This window comes from Leptospira koniambonensis (assembly GCF_004769555.1).
GTDB classification, from domain to species: domain Bacteria; phylum Spirochaetota; class Leptospiria; order Leptospirales; family Leptospiraceae; genus Leptospira_B; species Leptospira_B koniambonensis.
The window spans coordinates 1,430,235-1,443,885 of sequence record NZ_RQFY01000004.1; the positions used below are offsets into that span (position 1 = coordinate 1,430,235).

At 37.1% G+C, this 13,651-nt stretch carries 18 protein-coding genes; 13 read left to right on the forward strand and 5 right to left on the reverse strand.

All coding sequences use genetic code 11. The features are described 5' to 3' along the window. The first annotated feature begins 51 nt into the window (after positions 1 to 51). From EHQ52_RS10705 to EHQ52_RS10725, 5 genes are all read left to right on the forward strand, one after another. Positions 52 to 1,455 (forward strand): discoidin domain-containing protein, encoded by a 1,404-nt coding sequence (locus EHQ52_RS10705; RefSeq protein ID WP_135615169.1) that lies wholly within the window; start codon positions 52 to 54, stop codon positions 1,453 to 1,455. A 25-nt stretch (positions 1,456 to 1,480) separates the two neighbouring features. Further along, positions 1,481 to 2,887: a hypothetical protein gene (locus EHQ52_RS10710; protein WP_135615170.1), complete on the forward strand. Its 1,407-nt coding sequence runs from the start codon at positions 1,481 to 1,483 to the stop codon at positions 2,885 to 2,887. Next, complete coding sequence (locus EHQ52_RS10715) at positions 2,884 to 3,702, forward strand: VanW family protein (protein ID WP_135615171.1); 819 nt, start codon at positions 2,884 to 2,886, stop codon at positions 3,700 to 3,702. The genes EHQ52_RS10710 and EHQ52_RS10715 overlap by 4 nt, the downstream gene beginning before the upstream one ends. A gap of 178 nt (positions 3,703 to 3,880) precedes the next feature. Then, positions 3,881 to 4,516 (forward strand): peroxiredoxin, encoded by a 636-nt coding sequence (locus EHQ52_RS10720; RefSeq protein WP_135615172.1) that lies wholly within the window; start codon positions 3,881 to 3,883, stop codon positions 4,514 to 4,516. Between the two features lie 197 nt (positions 4,517 to 4,713). After that, complete coding sequence (locus tag EHQ52_RS10725; protein ID WP_135615173.1) at positions 4,714 to 5,022, forward strand: LA_3696 family protein; 309 nt, start codon at positions 4,714 to 4,716, stop codon at positions 5,020 to 5,022. Between the two features lie 15 nt (positions 5,023 to 5,037). On the opposite strand, the gene EHQ52_RS10730 is transcribed toward EHQ52_RS10725, so the two are convergent. Then, on the reverse strand, positions 5,038 to 5,733 hold the full coding sequence (locus tag EHQ52_RS10730; protein ID WP_135615174.1) for a DJ-1/PfpI family protein: 696 nt from the start codon (positions 5,731 to 5,733) through the stop codon (positions 5,038 to 5,040). A 202-nt stretch (positions 5,734 to 5,935) separates the two neighbouring features. Between EHQ52_RS10730 and EHQ52_RS10735 the strand changes: the two genes are divergently transcribed. The 8 genes from EHQ52_RS10735 to EHQ52_RS10770 all read left to right on the forward strand — a co-directional run bounded on the left by EHQ52_RS10735 (position 5,936) and on the right by EHQ52_RS10770 (position 10,627). Beyond that, positions 5,936 to 6,232 (forward strand): helix-turn-helix domain-containing protein, encoded by a 297-nt coding sequence (locus EHQ52_RS10735; protein ID WP_135615175.1) that lies wholly within the window; start codon positions 5,936 to 5,938, stop codon positions 6,230 to 6,232. 114 nt (positions 6,233 to 6,346) lie between these two features. Then, entirely contained in the window at positions 6,347 to 7,351 is a 1,005-nt protein-coding gene (locus EHQ52_RS10740) for a hypothetical protein (protein ID WP_135615176.1), read from the forward strand. Between the two features lie 96 nt (positions 7,352 to 7,447). Next, complete coding sequence (locus EHQ52_RS10745; RefSeq protein WP_135615178.1) at positions 7,448 to 7,954, forward strand: ankyrin repeat domain-containing protein; 507 nt, start codon at positions 7,448 to 7,450, stop codon at positions 7,952 to 7,954. Then, positions 7,951 to 8,286, forward strand: coding sequence for a hypothetical protein (locus EHQ52_RS20175; protein WP_244244835.1), 336 nt, complete (start codon positions 7,951 to 7,953; stop codon positions 8,284 to 8,286). Before EHQ52_RS10745 ends, EHQ52_RS20175 begins: the two co-directional genes overlap by 4 nt. Before the next feature lie 75 nt (positions 8,287 to 8,361). Then, on the forward strand, positions 8,362 to 8,742 hold the full coding sequence (locus tag EHQ52_RS10755) for a DoxX-like family protein (protein ID WP_135615179.1): 381 nt from the start codon (positions 8,362 to 8,364) through the stop codon (positions 8,740 to 8,742). Between the two features lie 7 nt (positions 8,743 to 8,749). Beyond that, positions 8,750 to 9,490: a DUF2071 domain-containing protein gene (locus EHQ52_RS10760; protein WP_135615180.1), complete on the forward strand. Its 741-nt coding sequence runs from the start codon at positions 8,750 to 8,752 to the stop codon at positions 9,488 to 9,490. Further along, a complete protein-coding gene (locus EHQ52_RS10765; protein WP_208653474.1) occupies positions 9,454 to 10,239 on the forward strand; it encodes a class I SAM-dependent methyltransferase in 786 nt (261 codons plus the stop codon). The genes EHQ52_RS10760 and EHQ52_RS10765 overlap by 37 nt, the downstream gene beginning before the upstream one ends. Further along, positions 10,223 to 10,627: a hypothetical protein gene (locus EHQ52_RS10770; protein WP_135615182.1), complete on the forward strand. Its 405-nt coding sequence runs from the start codon at positions 10,223 to 10,225 to the stop codon at positions 10,625 to 10,627. Before EHQ52_RS10765 ends, EHQ52_RS10770 begins: the two co-directional genes overlap by 17 nt. 81 nt (positions 10,628 to 10,708) lie before the next feature. Here the strand turns inward: EHQ52_RS10770 and EHQ52_RS10775 are convergent, their stop codons facing one another. From EHQ52_RS10775 to EHQ52_RS10790, 4 genes are all read right to left on the reverse strand, one after another. Then, on the reverse strand, positions 10,709 to 11,548 hold the full coding sequence (locus tag EHQ52_RS10775; RefSeq protein ID WP_135615183.1) for a sterol desaturase family protein: 840 nt from the start codon (positions 11,546 to 11,548) through the stop codon (positions 10,709 to 10,711). A 102-nt stretch (positions 11,549 to 11,650) separates the two neighbouring features. Further along, positions 11,651 to 12,766 (reverse strand): helix-turn-helix domain-containing protein, encoded by a 1,116-nt coding sequence (locus EHQ52_RS10780; RefSeq protein WP_135615184.1) that lies wholly within the window; start codon positions 12,764 to 12,766, stop codon positions 11,651 to 11,653. After that, a complete protein-coding gene (locus EHQ52_RS10785; protein ID WP_135615186.1) occupies positions 12,763 to 13,134 on the reverse strand; it encodes a twitching motility protein PilT in 372 nt (123 codons plus the stop codon). Before EHQ52_RS10785 ends, EHQ52_RS10780 begins: the two co-directional genes overlap by 4 nt. Further along, entirely contained in the window at positions 13,131 to 13,334 is a 204-nt protein-coding gene (locus EHQ52_RS10790) for a type II toxin-antitoxin system VapB family antitoxin (RefSeq protein ID WP_100705593.1), read from the reverse strand. The genes EHQ52_RS10785 and EHQ52_RS10790 overlap by 4 nt, the downstream gene beginning before the upstream one ends. Between the last annotated feature and the right edge of the window lie 317 nt (positions 13,335 to 13,651).

The following is a 13,651-nucleotide window of genomic DNA, read 5'->3' on the forward strand; positions in this document are numbered from 1 at the left end:
AAATGGCTTGATCGTCTACTTTTGTCGGAATCTTCTTCTGGGAGCATTTCGGTGAGATTTAAAGCCATCATAGTCGTATTCTTTCTATCACAAATTTTTTGCGTAAACTGCGGCAAAAAATTCGATCGTGAAAATGGAGTATTGATAGAAACTATACAAGCTACTTCTTATAAAGAAGGGTATCGTCCGGAAAACGTTTTTATTTCTGGAAAGTCTTGGAAACCTTTCGTTTCAAAAACACCTAAGGAAGGAATTACATTTTTCTTTGCCAGTGAATCCAAGATGGATCGGCCAGGAGTTACAGCTGGTTATACTCAAATAGATTCCATCGTATTTGTATGTCCTGGCGCTAGCGTTCAAGAATATAGAACATATGTAAACGCGGGCTATCAAGGAAGAGCAAAATGTGGAGAAAAATTTAAAATAGGTTCTCTTGTACATTCTTTATATGTGGAACCTGTTCTTTCTGACGCGTCGCAATCAATCGAGTTAGATGAGATCGAGTTTTATAAAAATGATAAAAAAGCCACAGTGTTATTCCCAATAGGAATTGATGGAAAAGTGACTGCGAGTTCCGTAACTGAACCTAAAGAAGGATATCCTGCGTATAATCTTTTCGACGGAGCGAAAGAGTTCGGATGGGTAGAAGGAAAACCTGATGATGGGCTCGGAGAATATGTACAAATTGATCTAGAAAAAGAGATAACTCTATCCGGATTAGAAATCTATAACGGATACCAAAGATCAGATGAGCATTTTAGAAAGAATGGTAGAGTGGAAAAACTTTCAGTCTCCAATGGAAAAGAATCTAGTTCGGTAACCCTTTTAGATAGAGCAGGAGCCCAAAGAGTTCTTTTATCTAAGCCATTATCAGGCAAACAGTTTAAATTTACTATTGAAGCAGCTTGGTCCGGAGAAAAATGGAAGGATACTGCTCTAAGTGAAATGATACTTTTAGGTCCGAATTTAGAACGTTATACCGTGAACGATCCTCAGTTTTTGGCTAAAGAAAGATCTATTATAGAAAAATCCAAAGGAACTCCAATCGGAGAAATTTTGGGAGATCGATTGGCAAATGTAGAATGTATGGTTGATGATAGTATTACATTACGTCCTAACGGTAGCTTCGTATATTGGAGATCTTCTTCTGGAAGTGTAGGTACAGATGTTGTCATGGACGGGAATTGGATTTTAGAAAAAAATTCGAAAGAAGAAAGCCAAATCTATATTTTTGGAAGATTATACAGCGTGTATAAAACTATCACGAATACTGGGACAGGTCCTTATGATTCTGAGGATATTTCAGAAGAATCTAAAACCGAAATTTTTTCTGACAGATTAAAATTAACAAAAGTTGATTCTCATCCAGATAGCAATTGCGACGGCAATACAATCTCTTCTGGTACTATAATACTCGATATAAAGGGGACAAAAATCTACGGTAGTTACTACTAAATCTTTTATAAAAAGTATCTTACAGATGCTGGGACTGTTTTTACTACCTGGCATCTTCTTACTTTTATTTTCTGCGGAAAATCTTCCCGGAAAGGATATCTATTGGTATGGGGTCCAGGCAAAATCTCTAATCAGTACAGGCCAATTACATTCTCCTGATCTATCTTTCGTATTTCGTATAGTTGAATTAATTTTTCGGATTTTCGGAGAGTCTGAAAGATCTCTTTTCATTTTCGGATTTCTTACTTATTTCTTTTTGATCTCTTGTGGGTTTTTAACGATCCGATTTTCCAAAACAATTTTATCGGATGAAGAGATTGATAGAGGCAATTTTCCTTTTTTCCTTTTTTTATCCGGAATTTGGATCTCGTTTTTGTATCCGAAACAGGCTTGGGGTTTAGGTTTTTTCAGTATTGGGATCTCTTTCTATCTGAGATTCTTAATGGATCATAAGAATATTTATAAAAAATCTAAATATTTAATCCTTTCACTGTTTCTTATTGGGATTTCCGTTTTGGCACATTCAGTTTTTCTAATTTTTGGAATTGTATTTGGGCTTGGGTTCTTTCTGGATAAGATTGTTCAGAAAAATTCCTGGAAAATCTTAAATATAACCTCAATCACATTCGTTTTGGTTATATTATTCTATATTGCTCGTATATATATTTTCAATTTTACTTTCGGGGGAAGGATAGAAGCTGCAAATAATTTCGACGTCCCATTATTAGATGCCCATAGGATTTATGGAATTGCATTCGTTTTGGAATGGGTACTGATTTTTCTTTTCTTAATTTTAGAAAGAAAGTCCGTCTTTCTTATATGTATTTTAGGCGCTTTGCTTTTGCCTTGGGCATCCTTTGCAGATCTACAATTTAGAATTCTTTTGTCTATACTTTGGATTTCGGAACTATTTTTAAGAGGCTCCCAAAAAGCCTATATTTCAGGAATACTGATTTGTTTTATTTGGTTTTTGGGTATAAAATCAGACTCTAACAAATTTAGCCACGATTATCCAGGCTTTAGAAAGGCTGTCGAAGGTTTCCCGAAAAAATTTGAACCTGGGCTTTTAATCGCTCATCATGGGTTTTGCGAATTTATTAAATTTTATAAAGAGTATGATTGTCTATCCTGGAAACCAGATGATAAGGCGATAAATGAACTTCCTAAAAATTCAGAAGTATATAGGATCGTAAAAGATTTTTCGTATAGGGAATTGGATTCAGCCTTTGATCCCAAAGGGAAAAGGATTTTTAAGGCTCCTATAATTTCTTTGGATAATTATCTTTTGGTAAACGAAACTGATTGGGATTATTTTCATTCTATAAAAAAACAAGAAAGAGATGAAGAAAGTTTATCAAGGATTGAAAGTTGGGTTAATCCTTTCAGAGAGAGACCAAAATTCATATTAAAAAAATATGAAGGTTCCAAATGAATTCTGATCCATTTGATTTTAAAAAAAGAGTCATTCGCTCTTCTGCCAGAATGTTTTTTGGGACCCTGTATTTTAGAATAAAGAGAAGAATATTATGGATATTGCAAAGATCTAATTTTGCAAAAAATAGATCTTCAGAAAATTTTCCCTTCTTGATTTTCGAACATGAGTCTCCTCTTCTTCGAAAATTAAAAGATGTAGAGATGATCTTACAATATAACAAAATCAAAAATTTGGAAATTGCCTCTAATTGTTTGAATGGCTTGATTATAGAACCTGGCAAGGTGTTTTCATTTTGGCGTTTAGTAGGTAAACCAACTTCAAACAGAGGATTTTTACCTGGCATGCAACTTCGTAATGGAGGGTTCTACGCAAAGACAGGTGGAGGTCTATGCCAAATGACTAACTTGATCTATTGGCTGACTCTCCATTCTCCTTTAACTGTAATTGAAAGATGGAGGCATAGTTTCGATGTATTTCCTGATTCAAAACGCACCTTACCATTCGGGTCAGGAGCAACATGTGCTTATAATTATATAGATCTACAGATCCGGAACGATACAAAGGCTGAATACCAGCTTAAGGTATGGTTAGAAGGTGATTTTCTAAAAGGAGAATGGAGATCTAATCTACCAGGGGCTTTCTCCTATGAGGTTTATGAATCTAAACATCAATTTAGAGGAGAGCCATGGGGAGGTTATACTCGTCGAAACGAGATCCGTAGGAAAATATTCGAAGATGGAAGTTTAGTGGAAGATCAATTTATAACTGAGAATACAGCATGGGTAATGTATGACCCTCTTTTACCTGAATGAAGGCCGAGATATGAAAGTCTTAAAACCAGCCGAAAATTCCTATAAACATACAAAAAATGCAGAAAAATCTGCTTTAATGGCAATAATCTTATATTTTAAATAAATAATCCGTTATAGCGAATAATATTCTTGCAATATTCTGAGATATTGATCATAACTGAAATCAGGAGTATCGATTATGGCACTTAGATTAGGTGATGTGGCCCCGGATTTCCAGGCAGAAACTTCCGAAGGACCGATAGATTTTCATAAATATTTGGGAGAAGGTTGGGGGATCTTATTTTCGCACCCGAAAGATTATACTCCCGTTTGTACTACAGAACTTGGTTATGTTGCGAAGATTAAACCGGAATTCGAAAAGAGAAATGTTAAGGTTCTCGCGTTATCTGTGGATCCAGTAGATTCTCATAAGGGTTGGATCGGAGATATCAACGAAACCCAAAACACTACTGTAAACTATCCAATCATTGCAGACGCGGATAAAAAAGTTTCAGGTCTTTATGATATGATCCATCCGAATGCGAGCGAAACCACTACTGTTCGTTCTGTGTTCGTGATTGGTCCGGATAAAAAAGTGAAGCTAACCTTGACTTATCCTGCATCTACTGGAAGGAACTTCGATGAACTTTTACGAGTGATCGATTCTTTACAACTGACTGCGAATTACAGCGTTGCTACACCTGCAAACTGGAAACACGGAGAGGATGTGATCATAGTTCCTTCTGTTTCTGATGAAGATGCTGAGAAAAAATTCCCAAAAGGTTTTAAGAAGATTAAACCTTACTTGAGATACACTCCTCAGCCGAACAAATAATAAAGAAACATATTTGAGTTTCAGAAAGGAGCCTTCGGGCTCCTTTTTTTATATTCTATTTTTATAAAGTTTTCGGTGGAATATAAATTCCGGAACGAAATTTTCTAATAAAAAGTACACGCGGAAATCAATATTCCGGACCTGAACCTCATATCGGGGAGTTTTGTATTGCAAGCTTCTCTATAAGGAGTATAACAATGGCAACGCCTATGTTTCGCAGAATGCCGCGAAAATTAGAAGAAGTTTTGGGTGATAATGGAACGGATGAATTTGTGGACTTTATCAACGATTCTTTTGCAGCTAATAAGGAGAATGTAATGGAACTTGTTTTCGAAAGATTTGAAAAGAGACTCTCGGAAGAATTAAACGCATTTCGAGCCGAATATAAAGCGGATATTGCGGAATTACGATTAGAAATTCACAAACTTTTATCGATTCAGACTAGATGGATGTTGGGTGCAATTGTAGCTTTGACCGGAATTTTTTCCATTATAACAAAAATGTAAATTCATGAAAGGGTTTCAAGGTTTGGAAAGTCTTTGGATAGACCTGGCGGCGATCTCTTTTCTAAGATCTTGGGCCTTTTTCTTAGAATTTATAGTTTCTGACACAAGGTCTGGATTTGCTATACTAGGATGTCCACTTAGGAATGGAGGTTTAGGATTGTATTCTATCATAAGTTGGATTTCTTCCGCGGCTTTTTGCCCTTGGATCTCTGCCACAACCTGGAGGGCAAAATCAATCCCAGCAGTGACTCCACCTCCGGTAATTCGGTCTCGGTCTATGATTACTCTATCTTCTTTCACATCAATTTCTGGAAAAAGTTTTAGCACATCCAGAGAGAGCCAATGTGTGGTTGCTTTGTATCCGTTTAATAAACCTGCGGCCGCTAAAACTAAAGAGCCGGTGCATACAGAACTAACGTATTTCGAGGATTTTGATTTTTCTCTCAGCCAGTTCAGGATCTTCTCATTTTCCATGAGTCGATTCACTCCGAGTCCACCCGGAATTAAGATCAAATCCAAATCTATATTTTCATCTAAACTTTTATCTGGAAGAATGAAAAGCCCTCTTTCAGATGGAATTGGTTCCTTCGTTTCGGCGATTACATAAACTTTGGAATCTTTCATTCTGGAAAATACTTCATAAGGACCTACAAAATCCAGTGGGGTCAGATCCGGAAAGATAAGTAATCCTATATTGAACGGTTCTTGCATACATATATGGGATACGGTTAGAAAAAGTCTTCAAGTCGAATTCGAAGTAAAAAATTTAAGGAGTGAGATGGAAACCTTTCTCAGGAAATTCAAATGAATAGAAGAAGGTGAACTAATTGATAAATATCTGGGAGATTTTAAGGGGGCCTTCTTAATATCCTGATTTGGTATATTCTGAATTGGGAAGTAGAATTAAGACAGCTTGGCTAAAACAATCTACACCGAAGAATATAAGATTTTCCAAAAATTGCTAAAAAAAGCTCGGGAAGAGGCAGGCCTTACCCAAGTGGATGTTGCCGAGGCACTTAAAGCACCCCAATCTTTCATTTCAAAAATTGAGGCCGGAGACAGAAGGATAGACGTTATCGAATTCTGGAATCTGGCAAAACTTTATAAAAAGCCAGTAGACTTCTTTTTCAAGTTTGATGATAAAGCAGAACTCAGATCCAAGAAGAAGTCCCTAAAAGCTGCAAGTTCTACCAAGAAAAAATCTAAGTAATTTTTCTTTTCGATCTGTTGGACCTCCAACGATCTATCTTTCTTATATAGAAAAGAATAGCCAAGAACAACAGTCCTTCTAAAAAATTCCAATTGCCTTCAGGCAAAAAGCTAAATGAAACCGAATCGAACTTTGCTCCCTTGGACTTACTGGGTCGCCCTGATCATAACCGCATTTCTTTCCTTTTGGATCGGAAGGCTTGGTTTAAAGAATATGGATATACCTTTTTCTGATACTGGTCCGGAACAAGAAAACATCTCAGATTCTCATTATTTTGCCAGACCTCGACTTATTCTAAAAAACGTTCGGTTTTATTGGCAGAAGGATATTTTCGTAGAAGCGGATCGTCTTTCTTTGGAAGCAATTCCAAAATATGGAGAAATTCTACCTTTTGATCGACCTGATCATTTTACTCTCAAGATCTTAAACGGAAATATCAAGATCTCTTTTGAGAGTCTGGAAAAACTGATTAACGGAAGATTATTCTCTTTTCCGGAATCTACCCTTCGTAAAATAAAACTTCGCCCTATTTTTCATAACGGTATATGGAAACTTAAGATTTCGGGAGAGGTCAAATTAGTAGTTTGGGTATCCTTCGACGGGATTGCTACTGTAAAGATTGATCCGGAATCCGGTAAGATTTTGGTTGAGAATGAATCTGTCAGAGCATTATTAAATCCTTATACAAAAGAACTTTTAAATACAGTTGGTGTGTCTATCGAGGATTTGGTCCGTTTTCCTAAAGGAAAAGGTTTGGTCTTTTATGGAAACAAGGTATTCTTTGAGCCGTTTTCGGTTTTTCCAGACCCAGGGGTAGAGGGTAAGATCAAAGAACTCAAATTGGATGAGAACGCGTTAGATATCGAGTTTATTGCGGAACAAGAGGTTCCATCTCCTAAAACAAATTCCAAAAATTATATTTATGTAACCGGCGGAAAATTACTCTTCGGAGGGATTCAAGTTCATCAGGGTAGGGTCTTACTCCAAGACAGAGAAGAATCTTCCCTGTTTGAATTCTGCTTTTCAGAATATAAAAAAGCTTTGTCTCTCTCTAATGTAAAGATGGAGGAAGACGGACGTATCCTCATCTTCATGCCTGATTCTCCTCCTCTTGAATGATTCTCTTTATAAATAAAATATTTCCAATCTAACAAAAACTTATAAAATCCGGAACGTTCTTATTCGAACTCGGTCCTCTTATTGAAGAGGATGTTTATGAATATTTTCACTTCCAAATTTACATCTGTTTCTTTTTACGTTAGGAGCGGCTTGCTTCTTTTCGTGATTTTTTTAGCGAGTTGTATTTCTCCTCAGTACACAGTTGGAGGAGGAAATCCTTATCCTTCTGACTTTGTTTATAAAGGAGATCTTTTTGGATTACAAACTTGTTTGAGGTCAGGTTATTCTGTAGATACTAGAGATCCATTTACTAGAAATTTTACTCCTTTGATGATCGCGGCAAGAGAAGGAGAAGTGGAGATCGCAGAATTTTTAGTTAGAAGCGGTGCAGATATCAATGCCAAAACTAGGGACGGTCATACTGCTCTAATGATGGCCGTTTATAATCGGAACTTGGATATAGTAAAACTTCTTCTGAAGAATGGAGCGAATGTACATATCAAAAGTAAACAAGGGCATACTGCATTTTCGGAAGCAAGTTTAGAAGAAGCGATCCAGATCAAAGAGTTACTTCTTCCTTATGAGATCGGTCCAAAAAGATGAAATCGGCATTTCTGATCGTTCTTGTTTTTCTTTTTTTGGGATCTTGTATGAATGATGATCGTTGTGTAGGAGACTGCGATAAAAACTTTTCCATATGCCTACTGGTCGCGGGCAATGAAAATTCTCTAGGGATAGGATTCATTTGCAAAGTAATCTGCGATGATTGCAAATCAGACTGTCATCGGGTAACTTCTTCAGGAAGAACAACAAGCACTTCGAGAGGCGGCTCTTCTGGAGGAGGAGGTGGCGGCGGTGGTAGTTCAGGAGGTGATGGTGGGGGAGGCGGAGGCCACGGTGGAGGTGGTCATGGAGGAAGCGGAATTATATTCTAAATTTCCAATCAAAAAGAAATGTCCGGATCCGGATAAGAATGAGATATTAGGATCGAAAAGGATTTTACTCAAAGAATGAAACGATCCGCTTCCGGAAATATTTTTCAAATTGTCACGAATCTTTTAATTGTTTCGGTTTGGTTTGTGAATGGGCTCGTTTGTAAGGTTTTGGATTTGGTTCCTAGGCATCGTGAAATCGTAGCGAGAATTTTAGGAGCCGAATTTTCTTGGATCTTAACCAAACTAATTGGAGTTTCGGAAATTCTAATGGCGATTTGGATATTAAGCGGGATTCGACCTGTATTTAATGTTTGGGCACAAATCACAATCGTAATGGTCATGAATGTTTTAGAATTCTTTTTAGTTCCCGATCTACTTTTATGGGGAAGGGCGAATATACTGTTCGCTTCTACATTCTGTATTTTTGTCTTATATTCGCATAAGAATAAACCCTAAGGTTTTTATGTTTTCCTTTCTGAAAAAACATCCCTTTGCTGTTCAGGCATTTTTCGAAAGTTCGACCGTCCTGACTTTTGCATTACCTAAAGAAAAACTTGCCTCTATGATCCCAGAATGTTTAGAGTTAGATACATTCGAAGATCGTTATGCGTTTATTGCAGTAGCTTTGGTGAAGACAAAAAAGTTAAGACCTAAAGGATTTCCTGAATTCATGGGTAGTGATTTTTTTCTAATCGGATATCGTATTTTTGTAAAATATCTTACGAATACCAATCGGAGACTTAGGGGGTTGTATATTCTGAAATCCGAAACGGATAAAAGGAGAATGCAATTCTTTGGAAGTATATTCACGAGTTATAATTATTCATTGGCTAATATTACCCAAAAATATCAGGAAGACAGAGTGGAAATCAGATCCGATCTTTCCGGTTTTCGAATCATTACTTCTGATTCTGGCGAGAATATTCCTCTCCCGGAAACTTCTCCTTTTAAAGATTGGAAAGAAGCTCGAAAATTTGCCGGTCCCATGCCGTTTACTTTTACTTATGATCCCCAAAAACGTCAGGTCTTATTGATAGAAGGAGTCAGACAAAATTGGACTCCGGAACCTATTCGAATTTTAGAATATAATATCCCTTTTTTAAAGGAGAAAGGTTTAGAAGAGGCTATTCTTGCGAATTCGTTTATTATCAGGAATGTTCCATATTATTGGAAAAAAGGAAAGGTGGAATTTTGGAAACCTTAAGAGGTACTTACCAAGGAGTCTGGAATGTTGTCAGATTCAATTGGCATTACTATGCAATTTCCTTCTTTATACTTTTTGGGTCCGTTTCGATATCCGCTTTATTACCTAAGCTTCAGTACTTCTTTTATTCTTTCGGATTTTGCGGATTCATATTAATTTTCATTACGTTAGCAGTTACTCATCATATTTATGACAGATCCAATTTGTATGAATTAAATTGGTTAAACGATTGGATCGACGGCTCAGAAAAAACGATCCTGAATGTGCATGCTGGTTTTGACGAAACTAGTCATTTATTAAAGAATAAGTTTCCAAATTCGGAACTTATAGTCTTTGATTTTTACGATCCTAAACTACATACCGAAGTTTCTATAAAAAGAGCGAGAAAAGTTTATCCTCCATTTCCTGGTACGAAAAAAATTTCTACTTCTTACTTTCCGTTGGAAGATGGATCCCTTGATTGTATTTTTATAATTTTGAGTGCTCATGAGATCAGGAATGATCGTGAAAGAGGGATCTTTTTTTTGGAACTAAAACGAGTCTTAAAACCTAATGGAAAAATTGTAGTAACAGAACATTTGCGGGATACGGCGAATTTCCTGGTTTATTTCATTGGCTTTTTTCATTTTTTTTCCAAAACTTCTTGGTTAGAGACATTTGCGAACGCAGGTTTGATACAAATTGGAGAAAAAAAGATTACCCGATTTATCCGGACTTTTATACTTCAGAAGAATGGAATTACATTATAAAATCATAGGTTCTATCTTGATCTCTTTAGCCTCAGTGCATGTCATTTTTCCTAGATACTTTCAATGGAAAAAAGAACTTTCATCCCTAAGCTTAATCAATAGGCAGATGTTCTACGTTCATACATTCTTTATCGTGCTAACAGTCTTTTTGATGGGATTACTTTGTGTGACATCTTCTTCAGAATTAATACACACAGAGCTCGGTAGAAAAATTTCTTTCGGATTATTTATCTTTTGGGGGATTCGCGCCTTAATCCAATTTTTCGGATATTCTTCCGAGTTATGGAAAGGTAAAAAGTTGGAAACTACGGTGCATATAGTATTCAGCTTTCTTTGGATTTATTTTAGCGTTATCTTCTTCTTATCTTGTTTTGCGATTGGGATTTAAAACAAAAAAGGAAACCGAGTCTCCTCGGTTTCCAGTTTGAGCTATTATGAAAATTTTAAATTCTGATTCTTAAAGAAAAAACTACTTCGCAAATCCGATCTCAGCACCAACTGAATTTTTCTCGTAACCTTCCTTCTTCTCTGCTACTTCATCAAAATAGGTTTCGTAATTCGGGAAATTTGTTCCCATAATCCTATCCCAGAAATTAAAATAGAGACTGTAATTCCCGTGAAACTTTTGGTGATGAAGGTTATGATGGGTAGAAGTATTGATCCATTTTGTGATTGGATGACTTGCCCAACCTTTTGGGAAAAATTCATATCCTAAATGCCACCAAACATTCATTATCATCGCATAGAATGTATGGAATATAAATACTCCGAAATGGATCGGAACCAGGCTAATGAATGGCACTACATAGATTGCTTCTAGAAAAGCTTCTGCCCAATGAAAATTATAAGCGGCTAAAGGAGAAGGGTTTACAGATTTATGATGGATTGCATGCACAAAGGTATAAACTTTTTTGTGATGCATTAACCTATGAGCCCAATAGAACCAAGTCTCGTGCCAGATTGTGATCAAGATATAACTTAGGACCGCGTAAGCCCAACCTCTTTCGGAGATATCGAAGTAAAGTGCTCTCGGAAGATATCCTAATTTTTGAAGGCTGAAAGAGATTACTGCAACCAAACTGAACATTACCATTGTAACTGCAGATTGTTTGATCTCGTATACTACCTTCTCCCATTTTGGGAAATTTTTCTGGATCCTATATTTCTCGAAGTATCCTTTTTTCCAAACCCAGAATATAAAGAATGCAAGTCCTGCTAAAGGATAGTATCTAATAAAGTTCATTGAAAGTTGGAATAGTCCGAAATTCCGAACACATTCCCAACCGAAATCACAAGCGTTGATTGCCATTTTTCCTCCGATCTCTGTATTCAGTTTACGGTGGATTCAAAAAGAAATCGTCCTCCCCGATCGGAGTGGAATAAAATATACGTCCAGACGGATCGAAACGGACTATTTGGACTTATTTTTGCGGATCTTATTTCTGTATTCGGATGGCGTAAACCCGGTTTCCTTTCGAAAAACCTCATTAAAAGAGGATTTGGAGCCAAATCCTGAAGAGTAGGCTATGGACAATAACACTTCAGCAGGATCAGATTCGATTTTCTTTTTTGCCTCTTCTACCCTGTATTCATTCAATAATTGAAAGAAATTTTTTCCAATTTCATTGTTCAGATATTCTGAAAGTTGGTGGGTGCTTATCTCTAATTTTCCTGCCAAAAATCCGAGGGTAAGATCTTCCCTTAAGAATACCTTCTCCTTTTGAAATAAGTTTTCTAAGTTTTGTTTTATATCTTCTAGGTCTAGACCAACAAGTTGTGAGGCTCTGTATTTTTTTTCTTCTTCTACTACTCTTTGAACTTCTAAGAAAAATTCAGGAAATCCTTGGCGAAGAATATACAAAGAGCATAAGAAGACCCCGACTAAAGAACCAACTCCTTCTAAACCTCTGATAGATCCTAAAATTACGGATATGGATCCATATAATAATATGATCAAAATACAGACGCTTACTCCGAAGATCGTAAGCATTCTCGCATCCTTGTATATAACCGAGAATCGGAAACCCCAAAACAAACGGAAGAATGTGGATAACAAGAAGGCAAACATCACTCCCATTGTGCTTAGCACTGGGATTTTTAAAAATAATGGAAGGCCAGTTTCCTGAAGGCTTTTAAGTAATTCGATCTTTTCCGGGCCTCCTGAAAAATAAAAAGGAGACATCCATAGAAATATAACAAGAGCAGGGATCATCTTTAGATAAAATATTTTTTTGGACTCCGGCGTGCTTCCCATGGCAAGCAGAAGATAACGTTCTATAAAAGGCCCCATGAGTCCAGACACAGGAAGATGTGTTAGATACAGACTCGGGAAGAAGATGATCATCTTGCAAGTTAGCAAGAACGCGTGAGTGAGAAAGATCCCTACTAAGAAGAAGATAAAGGCTAATAAGTTTTGTTTTTCTCCTCTTGGAGAAGAAAAAATTTCTCCCAAGGAAAACAAAAACGCGAGTCCGATCGAAAAGACTAAAAAAAGAGAAGTGTAAGATTGGATCCCAAACTGATTCATGCTGTAATTTCCGCGATGCCAACCTTCTCCGCAGCCTTAACTAAAGATAGATCTGCAGAATATAATTTTGCACTTCCTAATACGCAACTTGCAAGCAAATGTGCGTCTATCCAGCCGATTCCGAGCCCAGCCAATGAATTTCTTTCCGAAAATATCATGGTCTCTTTATGGTTTGCGATCGGAACTTCTTTCAATTGGGCATATTCGGTTAGAAAAGAATTCTTATTTTTAAAATTTCCCAAACTGAGTTCTCCCTCAACCATAGGATGACGTCGAACTAAGCCAAGGCCCAGTAATTCTACCAGTTTGGGATCTGATTTTCTGAGATGATTGATCCAAACAGAAGTATCTACGAGCACTGCACTCATTTAGAGATTTTTTTGCGGGTAGGGCCTTCTGCTTTTGGATCGCTTCCACCTAGGAGAGCCATTCTTTCTGCGGATTTTTCTCGAATAAGTGCGCGCAATCCTTCTTGGACGAGACGTGTCTTTTCTAGGATCCCGGTATAGTCTTGTGCACTGGAGATCAGCTCGTCTGGAATATATAATGTGGTTTTGACAGCTATCATGACTGGTAATATATGGTGTTAAATGCCATATGTCAAGACTTTGGAGAAGGAATATTGATTCTGAGGCGGAAATGTTGTTCCACATTGCCGCTAACAGCGAAAATTTAGAAAGTACGGTTCCTTCTCCCCGAATGATTTTCATACTTATGTCGCATAAAGTCGCAACATCATGGGAAAGTCGAGCAGCGCTTCGCGCAGAAGATTCAAAAATCCTTCCCCCTTGCATAAATAATGCCATCAGGCTGGGAATCTTGGCTAAAACCTTGACCAGGGACCCTGGGTAAAAATACTGTGTATTTCTAGCTCCTCTCTGGGGG